Source organism: Pusillimonas minor (assembly GCF_014237865.1).
GTDB lineage: Bacteria > Pseudomonadota > Gammaproteobacteria > Burkholderiales > Burkholderiaceae_B > Neopusillimonas > Neopusillimonas minor.
The window spans coordinates 45,869-62,087 of the sequence record NZ_JACJUU010000009.1 but is presented as its reverse complement, the minus strand read 5'-3'; the positions used below and the strand labels follow the sequence as shown (position 1 = coordinate 62,087).

General features: G+C 58.0%; 13 protein-coding genes and 1 tRNA gene. 8 read left to right on the top strand and 6 right to left on the bottom strand.

Annotated elements, in window-relative coordinates:
• Positions 1–377: 377 nt before the first annotated feature.
• Positions 378–454 (bottom strand) — tRNA-Arg (locus GTU67_RS11485).
• Between the two features lie 299 nt (positions 455–753).
• Here GTU67_RS11485 and GTU67_RS11480 point away from each other — a divergent pair.
• Entirely contained in the window at positions 754–1,881 is a 1,128-nt protein-coding gene (locus GTU67_RS11480) for an alpha-hydroxy acid oxidase (RefSeq protein ID WP_185780236.1), read from the top strand.
• 17 nt (positions 1,882–1,898) lie between these two features.
• On the opposite strand, the gene GTU67_RS11475 is transcribed toward GTU67_RS11480, so the two are convergent.
• Positions 1,899–2,186, bottom strand: a complete 288-nt coding sequence (locus GTU67_RS11475; protein ID WP_093970733.1) for an encapsulin-associated ferritin-like protein — start codon at positions 2,184–2,186, stop codon at positions 1,899–1,901.
• Between the two features lie 93 nt (positions 2,187–2,279).
• Between GTU67_RS11475 and GTU67_RS11470 the strand changes: the two genes are divergently transcribed.
• Positions 2,280–4,172, top strand: a complete 1,893-nt coding sequence (locus GTU67_RS11470) for an SLC13 family permease (RefSeq protein ID WP_185780205.1) — start codon at positions 2,280–2,282, stop codon at positions 4,170–4,172.
• A 2-nt stretch (positions 4,173–4,174) separates the two neighbouring features.
• Positions 4,175–5,905, top strand: coding sequence for a SulP family inorganic anion transporter (locus GTU67_RS11465; protein ID WP_185780204.1), 1,731 nt, complete (start codon positions 4,175–4,177; stop codon positions 5,903–5,905).
• 57 nt (positions 5,906–5,962) lie between these two features.
• Here GTU67_RS11465 and GTU67_RS11460 read toward each other — a convergent pair whose 3' ends face one another.
• Together GTU67_RS11460 and GTU67_RS11455 are read right to left on the bottom strand one after the other, a co-directional pair.
• A complete protein-coding gene (locus tag GTU67_RS11460; RefSeq protein WP_185780203.1) occupies positions 5,963–6,991 on the bottom strand; it encodes an adenosine deaminase in 1,029 nt (342 codons plus the stop codon).
• 41 nt (positions 6,992–7,032) lie between these two features.
• Complete coding sequence (locus GTU67_RS11455) at positions 7,033–7,410, bottom strand: DUF423 domain-containing protein (RefSeq protein WP_185780202.1); 378 nt, start codon at positions 7,408–7,410, stop codon at positions 7,033–7,035.
• Positions 7,411–7,434: 24 nt separating this feature from the next.
• On the opposite strand from GTU67_RS11455, the gene GTU67_RS11450 reads away from it, so the two are divergent.
• From GTU67_RS11450 to GTU67_RS11430, 5 genes are read left to right on the top strand one after another with little or no spacing between them, the layout of a single operon-like run.
• On the top strand, positions 7,435–9,705 hold the full coding sequence (locus GTU67_RS11450; RefSeq protein ID WP_185780201.1) for an ABC transporter substrate-binding protein: 2,271 nt from the start codon (positions 7,435–7,437) through the stop codon (positions 9,703–9,705).
• Entirely contained in the window at positions 9,702–10,679 is a 978-nt protein-coding gene (locus GTU67_RS11445) for an ABC transporter permease (RefSeq protein WP_185780200.1), read from the top strand. Before GTU67_RS11450 ends, GTU67_RS11445 begins: the two co-directional genes overlap by 4 nt.
• A gap of 4 nt (positions 10,680–10,683) precedes the next feature.
• The gene (locus GTU67_RS11440; RefSeq protein ID WP_185780199.1) at positions 10,684–12,144 is read left to right on the top strand and encodes an ABC transporter permease; all 1,461 of its coding nucleotides are present in this window, start codon (positions 10,684–10,686) and stop codon (positions 12,142–12,144) included.
• On the top strand, positions 12,141–13,895 hold the full coding sequence (locus GTU67_RS11435) for an ABC transporter ATP-binding protein (RefSeq protein ID WP_185780198.1): 1,755 nt from the start codon (positions 12,141–12,143) through the stop codon (positions 13,893–13,895). The genes GTU67_RS11440 and GTU67_RS11435 overlap by 4 nt, the downstream gene beginning before the upstream one ends.
• Positions 13,896–13,922: 27 nt before the next feature.
• On the top strand, positions 13,923–14,432 hold the full coding sequence (locus GTU67_RS11430) for a DUF1178 family protein (protein ID WP_185780197.1): 510 nt from the start codon (positions 13,923–13,925) through the stop codon (positions 14,430–14,432).
• Between the two features lie 46 nt (positions 14,433–14,478).
• On the opposite strand, the gene efp is transcribed toward GTU67_RS11430, so the two are convergent.
• Both efp and earP read right to left on the bottom strand, forming a co-directional pair.
• Positions 14,479–15,036 carry an elongation factor P gene (gene efp / locus GTU67_RS11425; RefSeq protein WP_185780196.1) on the bottom strand — a complete coding sequence of 186 codons (558 nt, stop codon included), beginning with the start codon at positions 15,034–15,036 and terminating at the stop codon, positions 14,479–14,481.
• 83 nt (positions 15,037–15,119) lie between these two features.
• Positions 15,120–16,217: an elongation factor P maturation arginine rhamnosyltransferase EarP gene (earP, locus tag GTU67_RS11420; RefSeq protein WP_185780195.1), complete on the bottom strand. Its 1,098-nt coding sequence runs from the start codon at positions 16,215–16,217 to the stop codon at positions 15,120–15,122.
• Positions 16,218–16,219: the final 2 nt, after the last annotated feature.

Sequence of the window (16,219 nt, the reverse complement as noted above, 5' to 3'; positions counted from 1 at the left end):
CCAGGGCCTTTTCAAAACCTGGGTCTGGTTAGGCTTTGAGCATGCCGGCGGGAAGGCTTTGACCGTGGAGGCAAGGGCGCGGCTGTTTGAGTGGGCGTTTTCGACCCATTGGGTCGAGCCCACGAGTTCCGCGCCCGCCGCGGGCAAGGTCTTTACGCCGGGTAGCCCCGTAGGGGCCATGCGATGCCTGGCCAGACCCAGGTTTTGAAAAGGCCCGGTTTGTACACTCAGACAAGCGCTTGGAACGGTGTGATTAACTGTGCCTGGTGAACGCGTTTCCCCGATATGAACTGCACCCCGAGAATGGGGTAGAGCCGAGCCAGAATGGGGCGCTCACAAAGAAAAAGGGCCTTCCCGAAGGAAGGCCCTTTTAAATATGGCGCGGCTGGCAGGATTCGAACCCACGACCCCTTGGTTCGTAGCCAAGTACTCTATCCAACTGAGCTACAGCCGCTGTAAAGAAGCGAAACTATAACATAACTTTTTTGCGGTGTCATGCAAAAGCCAGAAAATTTTTTGTTTTTATTTCCCGGCCTGTGTCTTTTGAACACAGAAGTTTCGCGAAGGGCGCAACTATAACAAAAAAATCAGCCTTGTGCGTCAACCCGGCAAAATAATTTGCATCCCCCGCATTCAAATCCCTTCCTTCCTATAATTGCCCCCATCGAACAAAACCCAGAACACAGGCACCCGCACCGCGGTCTTGTGCATCAAAACAATATCGGGGGATCAACCTTGACCAACCTATCAAAAATGACCTGCATCGAAGACCTGCATCGCGCCGCCAGGCGTCGCGTCCCCCGCATGTTCTACGAATATGTCGCCGCCGGGTCCTGGACAGAAAGCACATTGCACGCCAACGAAGCCGATCTTCAGCGCATCAAGTTTCGTCAGCGGGTGGCCGTTGATATTGAACACCGCAATATTCGCAGCACCATGCTGGGCCGGGACGTTGCCATGCCTGTTGCCATTGCGCCCACCGGGTTGACCGGCATGTTGCATGCCGACGGCGAGATGCTGGCCGCCCGCGCTGCCAACAAATTCGGTATTCCGTTTACGCTGTCCACAATGAGCATCTGCTCCATTGAAGACGTGGCCGAATTTACCCAGGCACCATTCTGGTTTCAGCTGTACGTCATGCGTGACAAAGATTTCATGAAAAGTCTCATTCAGCGCGCGAAGGCGGCACAGTGTTCTGCGCTGGTGGTGACCCTTGACCTTCAGGTTATGGGTCAGCGTCACAACGACATCAAGAACGGTCTGACCGCACCGCCAAAACCCACCCTGCGCAATCTGTTAAACCTGGCCACCAAGCCGCATTGGTGTCTGGGCATGGCGCAAACCCGGCGTCGCACCTTCCGCAATATCGTGGGTCACGCCAAAGGCGTTACCGATGTGTCATCACTTGGCGCCTGGACAGCCGAGCAATTCGACCCTCGCCTGAACTGGGATGACGTCAAACGCATCAAAGACCTTTGGGGCGGCAAACTGGTGCTTAAAGGCGTCATGGAAGTCGAAGACGCCCAGGCTGCGGCCGATGCCGGTGCCGATGCCATCGTTGTCTCCAACCATGGCGGTCGCCAGCTTGACGGCGCGCCGTCACCCATTGAAGTCTTGCCCGAAATTGTCAGTGCCGTCGGCAACCAGACCGAGGTCTGGATGGACAGCGGGATCAGGTCGGGGCAAGACGTATTGCGTGCCATAGCCCTGGGGGCAAAAGGCACCATGATAGGGCGGTCGTTTTTGTACGGCCTGGGTGCCGCCGGCGAAGCCGGCGTTACCCGTTGCCTTGAAATTATGGCCAAAGAACTTGACCTGACCATGGCATTTTGCGGTCACAACGACATTAACCGCGTTAATGCCGATATTTTGCGCCGTTAAGCCGGCGTTGTTTCGGGTTAGTGGTGGTCCAGCTTTTTATCGGTAAACAGCCAGTCGCGTAGCTCTTTGTCAAAAACGGGGTCGCGGCGGCGAATCCATTCCAGTGTCATGGCCGCATGCTCTTTTTCTTCGTCGCGGTTGTGTTCCAGAATGGCCTTGAGTTCGGGGTCTTTACAGGCGTCGACGCGCTGGTTGTACCAGTCGACAGCCTCAAGCTCTTCCATGAGCGATACGATGGCGCGATGCATGTCGCGTGTTTCGTTGCTGAGTTCGGATACGGGTTCGTGATAGCCTTCATTTGACATCTGTAGCTCCTTTATTCGAGCCTTAAAAATAGCACAAACCCAAGGTATAGTGACGGCCATACTCCGGACTCGCCCGGGGCGGCAAGGCGCACCATGACTCTAGACCAAACCCTGATTCTGTCTATTTTGCTTGTGACCATCGGCCTGTTTTTGTGGGGGCGTTGGCGCCACGATATGGTTGCCACCGGCGCAATGCTGGCATGCGTGTTTACCGGCCTGGTCAATCCATCCGAAGCATTTGCCGGCTTCGGGCATACGGCCGTGGTGACAGTTGCCTGTGTGCTGGTGCTAAGCAGTGCCTTGCAGTCGTCCGGTGCGGTCAATGTCTTGACGTCGACCTTGTTGCCCGCCAAAGCCGGTCCCATGCTCAGTATTGCCGCGCTTACCGCCTTGGCCGCTTTCTTGTCTGGCTTTATGAATAACGTGGGTGCGTTGGCCTTGCTCATGCCGGTGGCCATTCAGGTAGCCGGTCGCCTTTCGTTGGCGCCCGGTCAGGTGCTCATGCCGCTGGCGTTTGGCTCAATTCTGGGCGGCACCACCACCCTTATCGGTACGCCGCCCAACCTTATTATTTCGGGTTTTCGCGATTCGGCCGGGCTGGGTACTTTCAGTATGTTCGACTTCACGCCGGTAGGGGTAGGGGTTACGGTTGTCGGGGTTATGTTTATTGCCTTACTGGGTTGGCGTTTGGTTCCGGTTCGCGAGAAAGCCGGTATCGAGGGTTTCGAAACCGAGGCCTACATGACCGAAGCCCGAGTGCCTGAAGAAAGCAGACTGGCCGGCAAATCCTTGCGCGAGCTCGATACCGAGTTTGACGAGCTGGATGCCCAGATTATCGGGCTGGTGCGCAACGAGGTTCGCATGATGGCACCTAGCGCCGCACGGGTTGTGCGTGCCAACGATATTCTGGTGATTGAAACTGATGCCGAGCGCCTGGCCGATGTCCTGTCTCGATTCGGGTTGGTGCTTGAAGAGGCTCAGTCCAATCAGGTAGACGACGAAGATGAGCCACAGGCAGATGAGACCGACGCCGGTCGGAATCTTGCGGCCAGCAAAGCGGGTAAAGGTCCGGCCCAAGACAATCCGGTCGATCAACCCGAAGAAGAGCCCGCTGAACGTCCCGAAGAGTTTGTCTTGCAAGAGCTGGCCGTGTTGCCCACTTCCGACTTGGTCAATCGTTCGGCCAGCGATCTGTTGCTTCGAACCCGCTATGGCATTAATTTGCTGGCAGTGTCTCGTCAGGGGCAGCGGCTGACCACCCGTCTTAGAACCTTGAAACTGCGCGCGGGTGATCTGCTGTTGCTGCAGGGCCCACCCGAAGCCCTGGGCAGTTTCGCCGGGGCCATGGGCGCCGTGCCGTTGGCCCAGCGCAATGTACGCATCCCCGATAAACGCAATGCCATCTTGTCTTCCGTCATCATGGGTCTGGCGGTGATGGCGGCCGCGTCGGGGTGGGTGTCGGCGGCCATTGCCTTTGCCGCCGGTGTGCTGGCGTCCATGGTGTTTCGCACTGTGTCTTTGCGCTCGGTATACGAGCAGGTCGATTGGCCGGTCATTGTGCTGCTGGCCATGCTGTTGCCGGTGGCGGGCGCCATGCAAACCACCGGGGCGGCCGGGGTAGTCGCAGGGTTCTTGCTCGATCATCTGGCGCGGGGCGATGCCGTAATTGCGCTGGTGGTGGTGTTCATGACGACGATGATCCTGACTGACCTGATGAATAACGCGGCAACTGCCGCGGTGTTGGCGCCTATTGCGCTGGGCGCTGCCCAGCAATTGGGCGTCAACCCCGATACCTTCTTGATGGCGGTGGCCATTGGCGCTTCGTGCGCATTCATGACACCTATCGGTCACCAGAACAACACCCTTATTTTGGGGCCCGGCGGCTTCCGGTTTGGCGATTACTGGCGGATGGGCTTGCCGCTCGATATCCTGGTTGTTGCAACGGCGGTGCCGCTGTTGTTGTGGGTTTGGCCGTTAAAAGGGTAACTATGCGCGTAGAACGCTTCATGCCCGGGCTGCATGTATTAATGCACTACAACCGGGCCTGGCTTAAAGACGACATCGTCGCCGGCCTGGTGCTGGTAACAATTTTGGTACCGGTCGGTATTGCGTATTCGGTGGCGGCGGGTTTGCCGGGCGTTTACGGCTTGTATGCCACCATCATCCCGCTGTTTGCATACGCCTTGTTCGGGCCCAGCCGTATTCTGGTGTTAGGGCCCGATTCTGCGCTGGCTGCGGTCATTTTTGCCGTGGTGGTCCCTTTGTCGGGGGGAGACCCGGCCAAGGCCGTGGCGTTAGCGGGTGCCATGGCCATTGCCGCAGGTATTACCTCATTGCTGGCCGGCTTCATCAAGCTCGGTTTCGTCACCGACCTGTTGTCCAAACCCATACGCTACGGCTACATGAACGGCATTGCGGTCGTGGTCATGGTTAGTCAGGCCCCCACGCTGTTCGGGTTTACTGTCGACGCCAACGACGTCATCGGCAAGTTCATTGGCTTTGTTGCGGGGGTCGCCGAAGGTAAAACGCATTGGCCCACGCTGGCCATTGGGGGCGGGGCATTGGCGCTTATTGCTTTGCTGCGTCATAACCGGCGTATTTCAGGCATTTTGGTGGCCGTGCTGGCGGCCATGCTGGTGGCGGGCGTGTTCAGTCTCGACCAGCACGGGGTTGCCGTTCTGGGCGCGTTGCCCCAGGGCTTTCCGTCATTCACCGTCCCCCTTATCCCGCTGACCGATCTGTTTCAGGTGGCTATTGGCGGTGCCGTTGCGGCCGTGCTGGCCTTTTCAGAAACCAGCGTGCTGTCGCGCACGTACGCCATGAAAACCGGTGATCAGGTCAACCCGGACAAAGAAATGATTGGCCTTGGCGCGGCCAATTTGGCCACGGGCTTTTTTCAGGGCTTTCCGATCAGCAGCAGTGCATCTCGAACCCCGGTTGCCGATGCCGCCGGCGCCAAAACCCAGTTGGCTTGCGTCGTGGGTGCCGTCGTCGTTTTGTTGTTGATTGTTTATGGGCCCGATCTGCTCAAGACCTTGCCCGATGCGGTGCTGGCTGCGGTGGTGATTGCATCGATGGTCGGCTTGATTGACCTGAAAAGCCTGGTGCGTATCTACCGCATGCGGCCGGCCGAGTTCTGGCTTTCGGTCGGGTGCTCGGCGGGAGTGATTGTCGTGGGTACCATCGAGGGGATAGGGCTGGCGGTTGTTATTGCATTGGTGGCTTTTGTGTGGGAAAGCTGGCGCCCTTATTCCGCCATTTTGTCGCGTGTTGACGGCTTGAAGGGCTATCACGACATCACCCGGTATCCGCAAGGGCGACGCATTCCGGGCTTGGTGTTGTTTCGCTGGGATGCACCCTTGTTTTTCGCCAATGCCGAATTGTTCTCTACCCGCGTGCTCGACGCCATTCAGTCGGCGCCCACACCGACGCGTTGGCTGGTCGTTGCCGCCGAACCTGTAACCAGTGTCGATGTGACGGCGGCCGATGTGTTGTCTGAACTGAAAGAAAGACTGGACGCCCAAGGGATTGTGCTGGCATTTGCCGAAATGAAAGACCCGGTCAAAGACGACTTGAAAGCACTGGGGGTATTTTCAAGGTTTGAGCAAGATCATTTTTTTCCGACGCTCGGGCAGGCCGTGAACGGGTATCTTGAAGAAAACGGCGTGCCCTGGACAGACTGGGATGAAGACCGGCCCGCGGGTGAGGGGCCGGCCTGACAAAGGTAAGGCGGCCCGGCACAGGGCTGTGTGCCCTGCGCCGGAGTGCCGCAACCCTTATTGCGCCATGGCCCGGATACGGGCGCGCAGAGCCGCTTTGCGGCCAATGGGCAAGAAAGACGCCACAATACTGTTGTCGGCCAGTTGCGCCAATTCGCTGCGCGACAATTTCAGTGATTTTGCGACCGCACGGTAATTGTCGGCCACATAGCCGCCAAAGTAGGCGGGGTCGTCGGCGTTGATTGTGACCAGCACACCCTGCCGCAAAAAACGCGCCAGATTGTGTTCGGCCATATCGTCTACTACGCATAACTTCAGGTTCGACAGCGGGCATACCGTAAGCGGTATCTGCTCGTCGATCAGGCGTTGCATGAGCGCCGGGTCTTCTTCGCTGCGTACGCCGTGGTCAATGCGCTCGACATGCAGCACGTCGAGCGCGTCGGACACATACTGTGCCGGGCCTTCTTCGCCGGCGTGAGCAACCAGCCTGAAACCCAGGTCTTTGCAGCGCTGGAAAACGCGGGCAAATTTTTCGGGCGGGTTGCCGACCTCGGCGGAATCGAGACCAATCGCCACCCAGACGTCGTCGTAGGCTTCGCGCAAAGGCAGGGCGGCTTCAAGCGTTTCGAAGGCAGACGCTTCGGACAGGTGCCGCAGGAAACTCATGATCAGGTAGCTGCTTAGCCCCGTGTCGCGTTGCATATCGCGTACCGCACCGGCAATGCCTGCAAAAACCGTTTCGATGGCGACACCGCGTTCGGTGTGGGTTTGCGGGTCGAACATGATTTCGGTATGGCAAACCCCGTCGGCGTGGGCGCGTTTCAGGTAAGCCATGGTCATGTCGTAAAAATCTTGCTCGGTGATCAGTACGCTGGCACCGGCGTAATACAAGTTAAGAAAGGACTGCAGGTCGGTAAAAGCATAAGCGTCGCGCAGCGACTGAACCGAGTCGTAGGGCAGCGACACCTTATTGCGCTGGGCCAGTTCAAAAATCAGTTCGGGCTCGAGCGTGCCTTCGATGTGCAGGTGCAGCTCTGCCTTGGGCAGGGCCACGATGTAATCGTCGAGGTCGGCGTGATGAATCATGTGTTTTCCGTGTTGTTATCGTGTTTTAAAAAACCGGGCGTTTAGCGACGAAAGCGCCATGCCGCAAGGGCAACCATAACCCATGCAGCTATAAATGCAACGCCGCCAATGGGGGTAATGGCGCCTAGCGCCCGTATGCCGGTCAGTGCCAGTATATAAAGGCTGCCGCTGAAAATCACGACGCCGGCAAACATGACCACGCCGGCGGCCAGCAACAGTTTTGATGCAAAGTGGGGGGCGATGGCGGCAACCCCAAGCATACCCAGCCCATGTATCATTTGATACAGTACGGCTGTTTGCCATACCGCCAGCATATCGGCAGACAGCCAGGCTTTCAGGCCATGCGCGCCAAATGCGCCGGCGCCCACGCCGGTCATCAGGCAAAGGGCGGCCAATAAAACAAGGTGACGGTCACTCATGGTTTCTCTCCTGCAATTGTCGTTATGTTAACCGCGTGGGGTGCCTCGCGCAGGCAGGCTCGGCCCGCACCGTTGGTGGTTTGCGCCTTGGCGTGGCTGCGGGGGGCGTTCGGGCGCATTGTGGTGTCGGGCAGCCTGCTTGCCCTTGCCGCTTGTTCGCCGCAGCCGGTCAACAGCCCGTATCCCGAACAGCAACTGTCTGAGAACGTCTTGTATACGGCGTTCTCCCAGCGTTCGCCCAAGTATCTCGACCCGGCAAGTTCATATTCCACCGACGAAACGCCGTTCACCTATGCCATTTACGAACCGCTGTATGGCTATCACTACTTAAAGCGGCCCTACCAGTTGATACCGCGTACCGCGGTTGATATCGCCAGCCCGCAGTACTTCGATGTCAACGACCAGCCTCTGCCTGCTGATGCCCCCGGCGAAACCATTGCCTACAGCATCTACAACATCGCGCTGCAGCCGGGTATCGCGTTTCAGCCGCATCCGGCATTTGCGCGTAATGTCGATGGCAGTTATGCCTACTGGCCATTGCCCGAAGACGGCCTGAAGGGTCGTTATGCCATCACCGATTTCGAAAAGACGGCAACGCGCGAACTGACTGCGCACGATTATGTTTATGCGATTCGGCGATTGGCCAGCCCGCGCGTAGTGTCGCCGGCTTTTGGCGTGCTGTCTTCTCATATTGTGGGGCTTGCCGATTACGCCGCCCGCCTGAAGCAGGCCGATGCGGCCCTGAAAGCTGATCAGGGCGATGGCGCCTGGCTTGATTTGCGCGCCCACGGGTTTGACGGGGTCAAGGCGCTCGACGATCACACGCTGCAAATTCGGGTCAAGGGCAAATACCCCCAATTTAAATACTGGCTGGCCATGACGTTCACTGCGCCGGTGCCCTGGGAGGCCGACCGGTTTTATCATCAACCCGGCATGGCCCAACACAATTTGTCGCTGAACACCTGGCCGGTGGGTACCGGCCCGTACATGCTGGTTGAATCCATCCAAAATCGTCGTCACGTCATGGCGCGCAACCCCAATTTCCGGGGTGAGCCCTACCCGTGCAATGGGGCGCCAAAAGACCAGGCAGCCGGCTTGTTGGCCGATTGCGGGCAAATGACGCCTTTTATCGATCGCATCGAGTTTTCCCTTGAAAAAGAAAGCGTGCCGCTGATGGGCAAGTTTTTGCAAGGTTATTACGACATTCCTGAAGCCGACGGTGGCAATTATGGCGTGGCCATGCGTGTGGCCGCCAGCGATTCGGCCGAAAAGGCCGCGCTTTATGCCGACCACGGGTTGCAACTGCTGGCCTCGACCGAAGCGCAAATTACTTACCTGGGCTTTAACTGGCTAGACCCGGTCGTGGGGCAGGGCGATACCCCCGAACAGCAGGAAAAGAACCGTAAGTTGCGTCAGGCCATCAGTATTGCGTTTAACTGGGAGCAATTCATCTCCATATTCCTGAACGACCAGGGCGAGGTGGCGCACGGGCCCGTGCCGCCGGGCATTGCCGGCTATCAAGGTCTGCCGCAGGGGCTGAACAGCCAGGTTTATCGGTGGGAAGACGGGCGGGCCGTTCGGCGTAGTCTTGACGAAGCGCGCCGGTTGTTGGCCGAGGCGGGCTACCCCGACGGGCGGCATGCCGATACGGGCGAGCCGCTGGTGCTGTACTTCGATTCGTCGGCAGGCATGGGGTCTAATGCCACACTCGACTGGATGCGTCGCCAGCTGAAGGCGCTGAATATCGAGCTGGAAATCCGGGCAACCGATTACAACCGTTTTCAAGACAAAATGCGGCAGGGCACGGCACAGATGTTCATGTGGGGTTGGGTGGCCGATTACCCCGACGCCGAGAACTTTCTGTTCTTGCTTTATGGGGGTAACGCCAAGGCAAAAACCGGCGGTGAAAACGCTTCAAATTATCAGAACCCACGCTACGACGTACTCTTTCGGCAAATGCGGTTTCTCGACGACGGGCCCGAAAAAGACCGTCTGGTACAAGAAATGATCAAGATTGCCCAAGAAGACATGCCCTGGATGTTTGGTTTTTATCCGATGTCGGGCGGCGCGTATCAGGCCTGGGTAGCCAATGCCAAGCCCACCCAAATGGTGCGCAATACCTTGCAGTACCTGAAGCTCGACCCCGCCATGCGCGCCGATCGTATTGCGCAATGGAACCGACCGGTGTGGTGGCCGCTATGGTTGGGTGCGTTATTGCTGGCGCTTGGGGTGTGGCCGGCCTGGCGTGTGTTAAAGCGTCGTGAACAGGCCACAGCGCTGGGGGACCAAAAATGACCGCGTATATCATCCGGCGTTTGTTTTACGGTGTGGCCGTTCTAATTGGCGTCAACCTGCTGACGTTTGTGTTGTTCTTCGCGGTGAACACGCCCGACGATATGGCACGGTTGGCTATTGGCGGGCAGCGCGTTAGCGCCGATGCCGTCGAAAAATGGAAAGCCGATCGCGGTTACGACAAGCCGCTGTTTTACAACACGGCCGCGTCCGGCATGGGCACGGTGACCAACACTATTTTCTACGAGCGGTCGGTCCCGTTGCTCAGGTTCGACTTCGGGTTTTCTGACGCGGGTCGCGATATCGGCTACGAGATCCGGCAGCGTATGGGCCCGAGTCTTGCTTTAGCCCTGCCCAGTTTTTTCCTTGGGCTTATTGCAAGTGTTGCCTTTGCGCTCTTGCTGGTGTTTTTCAGGGCAACCCGGCTCGATTTTGTCGGGGTGGTGCTGTGTGTGGTCATGTTGTCCATCTCGGGGCTCTTTTACATCATTGCCGGGCAATGGCTGTTTGCCAAGGTACTGCGCTGGGTGCCTTATTCGGGCTATCTCGATGGCATCGACAGCTTGCGGTTTTTGGTGTTGCCGGTACTGGTGGCGGTTATTTCGGGCCTGGGCAGCGAGGCCCGCTTTTATCGCACGCTCTTCCTTGAAGAAATCGGCAAAGATTATGTGCGTACGGCCCGCGCCAAGGGCTTGTCTGAACGCATTGTGCTGTTTCGCCATGTGTTGCGTAATGCTTCGCTACCCATCCTGACGGGTACGGTCTCTGCCATTCCGTTGCTGTTCATGGGCAGCCTTATTGCCGAATCGTTCTTTGGTATCCCGGGGTTGGGCAGCTACACCATCGACGCCATTAACGCGCAAGACTTTTCAATCGTGCGCGCCATGGTGTTTTTGGGGTCGGCGCTTTATATTGCCGGGCTGTTGCTGGCCGACATTTCTTACACCCTGGTCGATCCCCGGGTTCGATTCGAGTAACGCCATGCCAGAGTTCGTGTTTTTGTTTACCGATGTCTTTATTGTGTTGCTGTTTGCGGCAATGCTGGCCTATGGCTTTTATGTGCGGCGCAGCGCGGCATTGCGCGCGGCCTGGCGTAATGTTGGGCAGTCATCGGCTGCCATGTGTGCGGCCGTTGTGCTGTTTTGTTTTGCCCTGGTGGCGTTGCTGGATTCCATTCATTACCGCCCGGTACTGCCCGCCGAATCCGGTCAACCCGATCAAGCGGTTGTCTATTCACCGGTGGTTCGGTCGGCGCTCGACGACTTACTGTCGTACACGCAAATGGCGCACCCCGAAAAGACCTATTCGGCGCCGCTTGCTATCCGGCAATTTACCAAAGAGACTCAGCTGATTGACGGCCAACCCGTGCGTGACTTTCCGCGCCTGGCTCATGCGGGTCTGTTGCTGACGTCAGATTCGGAGCATACAGCCGATGTGCTGCAACGCAGTTTGCTTGGGGTTGGCGTAGGCCTATGCCTTGCGTTGGGGCTAGCGGGGTTGCTGACGCTTGCCGTGTTGCGAGGCGGGCGTAATGCCAGGCAAGCATTTGATTACTGGTGGCAAGGGCAGACACAATTGCCGTGGCGAGCGATGTGGATCATGACGGCCATATTGTTGATGCTGTTTGGTCTGGTTGTGTCTCTAGGCCTCGACTACCATGTGCTGGGCACCGACCGCACGGGCAACGATGTCTTGCGCCAGTCGCTTAAAAGTATCCGGACGGCACTGGTCATCGGTACGCTGACAACGTTGTCCATGTTGCCGCCGGCGCTGGTGTTCGGCCTGTCGGCCGGGTACTTCAAGGGCCGTATCGACGACGTCATCCAGTACATCTACACCACGCTCACGTCCATTCCCGGTGTGTTGCTTATTGCTGCTTGCGTGCTGATGATGCAGGTGTATATCGACAACAACCCCGAGTCCTTCCCAACGGTCGCGGCACGTGCCGACCTGCGTCTGTTTCTGTTGTGTCTGATTCTTGGGTTTACCGGCTGGGCTGGTTTGTGCCGATTGTTGCGGGCCGAAGCGCTCAAGCTGCGCGAGCTTGAATACGTTCAGGCGGCCAGGGCATTTGGCGTCAGTCACTGGCGCATTATGTTTCGCCATTTGTTGCCCAATGTCATGCATATTGTCCTGATAACCATGGTGCTGCAGTTTTCCGGGCTTGTGCTCTACGAGGCCGTTCTTTCTTATCTGGGTATTGGCGTTGACCCCAGCATGGCGTCGTTCGGCACCATGATCGATGCGTCTCGCCTCGAAATGTCGCGCGACCCGATGATTTGGTGGAACCTGCTGGCCGCGTTTGTTTTCATGCTGGCCCTGGTCCTTGCCGCCAACATTTTTGCCGACGCCGTGCAACAGGCTTTTGACCCGCGCATGCGTCGCTTCAAACCCGTGCGCAAACTAAAAGCATCCGCTGTTTCCGGGGGGCGCTCATCATGACGACGTTGTCATCGGGTTTGGGGGCCGCGCTGACGGTCGAGGCGTTGTCGGTACGTTTACAGACCGAGGCTGGCGTCAATGATGCCGTGCGATCATTAAGTCTGGCCATTGAAAAGGGCCAGACTTTTGCCCTGGTGGGTGAGTCGGGCTGCGGCAAAAGTATGACGGCGCTGGCATTGATGCGTTTGTTGCCCGAGGCGGGGCAGGTGGTCGCCGGCCGGGTCTGGGCGGGCGAGCAAGAACTTAACGCTTTACCCGAAGCGCAAATGCGCCGTGTGCGTGGCGGCCGCTTGGCCATGGTGTTTCAAGAGCCTTCGACCAGTCTGAATCCGGTTATGACGGTGGGGCGGCAAATTCTCGAGACGTTGCAGGCCCACACCCGGTTTCGCGGCAGCAAAGCCCGCGAACGTGCCATTTACTGGCTGTCCAGGGTGGGTATCCCAGATCCCGAACGCCGCATCGACGACTATCCCTTCCAGTTCTCCGGGGGCCAAAAACAGCGCATCATGATTGCGATTGCGTTGGCGGCCGAGCCCGATGTTTTAATTGCCGACGAGCCGACCACTGCGCTTGATGTGACCGTGCAAGGGCAAATCTTGCGTCTTCTGGCCGACATCCAGAAAGAAATGGGGCTTGGGATTCTCCTCATTACGCACGACCTGGCTATTGTAAAAAGCGTGGCCGACCATGTGGCGTTGATGCGCGCCGGCGAAATTCTCGAAACGCGCCCGGCGGCCGAATTTTTTGCCGATCCGCGTCATCCTTATGCGCGCGCCTTGCTGGCTGCAGTCCCTTCTTTTGCCAAGCGAGGGCAACCCCTGGCGCCGTCCACCGCGCCACCCTTGTTTGCTGCGGGCGGAAATAGTCATAGTGTCTCTGATCTCCCGGCTCAGGGCGTTGACGTTCCGCAGGCACCCCAAGCGCATCCGGCCTTCAAGTCCGGGCTCGATCAGGCGCCGGTGGTGCTGTCGGTTCGACACCTGGGCGTCAGCTACCCGCAGCGCAGTGGGATATTGCGACGGGTGACCGGGCACAACCGCGTTGTCGACGACCTCTCGTTCGAGCTTCGTGCGGGCGAAACGCTGGCGTTATTGGGTGAGTCGGGCTGCGGCAAGACAACCACGGCCAAGGCCTTGTTAAGGCTGCTCGACAAACAGGCCCACATCTCCGGGCAAGCCTGGCTTGAGGGTGAGTCGTTATTTGATGCCCGGGCGGCGCAACTCAAGGCCATGCGTCGACGACTCCAGATCGTGTTTCAAGACCCGTACGCATCGCTCGACCCGCGCATGCTGGTGGGCGATATCCTTGAAGAGGGCGTTGCCGCTTTGCGACCCGGTCGTTCGGTCGCCGATCGGCGCGCGCACGTCAAGCAGCTGCTGCAACGCGTCGGGCTGCCGGTCAACACCGTTAACCGCTATCCGCATGAGTTTTCGGGTGGGCAGCGCCAGCGTATCGCTATTGCGCGTGCCCTGGCGGTCGAGCCTGCGGTGCTGGTTTGCGACGAACCCACCTCGGCGCTCGACGTCTCTGTGCAGGCGCAGCTTATACAGTTGCTGCAAGATCTGCAGGCCGAATTCAATATGGCCTATCTGTTCATCACCCATAATTTTGGTGTGGTCGAGTACTTGTCTGACCGGATTGCGATTATGCAGGGCGGACGCATTGTCGAAATCGGCGACACGGCGGCGCTACTTCAGTCGCCCCAGCATGCAGAAACGCAACGCTTATTGGCGGCAGTGCCCCGTCTTTAAGGCCTGCAGGGCTTATAATGGGGGTCTATGGCACTTAAAGTATTCGACCTTCAATGTGAGCTGGGCCACGTCTTCGAGGGCTGGTTTGGTTCTGACGACAACTACGAGTCGCAACTGGCGCGTGGGCTTTTGACATGCCCGGTGTGCAACAGTAAGCAGGTTGCCAAAAAACTGACGGCATCGCGCATTAACCGCGGGCGTTCGCGTGCCGATGCGCCCGGTACGTCGGGTGACGTTTCCGCCGCCGTATCGGTGGCGCCTTCGCACCCGGCCCGAAACGCCGAACTCGCCGCGCCAGCCATGTCGCAGTTAGCGGCCTTGCAAGCCGAGGTCATGCACAAGGTGCGCGACATCATTCGTAATACTGAAAACGTCGGCCCCCGTTTCGCAGAAGAGGCCTTGCGCATGCACCACGGCGAGGTCGAAGAGCGTGCCATTCGTGGCACCGCTACCCCCGAAGAGCGCGAGGCGCTGGCCGAAGAAGGCGTGACGGTCTTGCCGGTGCCCGACTACCTCGACGACGAACGCATGCAATAAAAAAACGGGCCCAGGCCCGTTTTTTTATTGTGGCAGCACATGTGCTTTACATCACGCGGCTGCGGTACTCGCCTGTGCGGGTATCGATTTCGATTTTGTCGCCAATATTGCAGAACAGCGGTACGCTGATTTCTTTGCCGGTGTTGATTTTTGCGGGTTTAAGCACTTTACCCGAGGTGTCGCCTTTGACGGCCGGTTCGGTGTAAATGATTTCGCGCACGATAATAGTGGGCAGTTCAACCGAGATGGCACGGCCTTCGTAGAATACGACTTCAACCGTCATGCCTTCTTCAAGGTAGTCCAGCGCCTCGCCCATGCTGTCGGCTTCAACTTCGTACTGGTTGTACTCTTCGTCCATGAAGGCGTACATGGGGTCGGCAAAGTACGAATAAGTGCATTCTTTTTTGTCGAGCATGACGATTTCGAACTTTTCGTCAGCTTTGTAAACCGATTCGCTGCCCGAACCCGACAACAGGTTCTTGAACTTCAGTTTGACAACCGCCGAGTTACGGCCCGATTTGTTGTATTCGGCCTTCTGGACAACCAGCGGCTCGCCACCTACCATTACGACGTTACCTACGCGCAGTTCTTGTGCGGTTTTCATTAGAAAAACTCCGGGAAATAGTGTGCTTAAAGCCGGCCTTCCGGGCCAAAAGCGTTAATACAAAGCCCACTATTTTAACGTGTTTAGCAATTTCTCGCGCAAAACGCCGTCAGGTTGGTGGCCAAATCGGGCTGTTGTGCCAGGCTGTCTGTCCAGCGTGCAGCTGCTGCCACCCAGTCGTCCCATGCGGGGCCCTGCAGCAGGGTGTCAAGGTGCTGTCTTGCTGCGCTGTCTTCTTTCTTGTTCCAGGCCAGCATCAATTGCCCGACGGCGTCGGGGTAGCCGCTATGTGCAAGCCACGCCTGTAATTTAATCAGGTGCGTGTCGTCTTCTTGTTCGTAAATTTGCCATACCAGCGGCTTGCCCGCCCAAAGCGCGCGTACCAAAGAGTCTTCACCCCTGACGAAATTCAGGTCACTGCGCCATAGCAGGCGGTCAAAGCCAGCCTGGTCTACAAACGGGATTTCAACAACGCGCACATGGGGTGTGGCCACGTTGATGATGTCGGGATGCATCCCCTGGGGCACCAACACCACCCAGGGCGTCTGGGTGGCCTCAAGCGCATCGGTCAGCGCCGTTGCGGGCGCACCGGGGTAGCCAAACAGCAGCGCTTGTCGCCAACCCGTCTGCAGCCCTGCAATCACGTCGGCCGGGACATTCAATGCAGCCAATTGCGCAACGCGTTGGCGGCTATCTGATTGCCAGGCATCGCGTTGTGCCAACAAGTCGTGTTCGCGCAGCAAGCCGCCCGTTTTCGGGGTGAACCCCGGAAAGAAAAAGAACTTGCGCAGACCGTTCGATTGCAGTGAAGGCAGGGCATGACAAGATTCGACCCAGTCCTCGGCGCTTAAGTATTCCAGGTTGATCCACAAACTGCCTTTGGCTTTCATGGCGTCAATAAACGTTTGTGGCGGGTCGCAGCTGAAGGCCTCGATCACAACGTCACCGGGTTCACGCAGGAGGGCAGGCGTTGTCCAATGAACCACCGTGATGTTGTGCGTCAGGGATTGAACAGGCTGGAGCGTGATTGAGGCCTCAATACGCTGGAATCGATGGATATCGTCTACCCAGAGGGTGACATGGTGTCCGTTTGGCGCATGGGCCAGTTGGCGCGCCAGGCGCCAGCACACCCCGATGTCACCGAAGTTGTCGATGACCCGGCAGAAAATATCAAAATGCATGG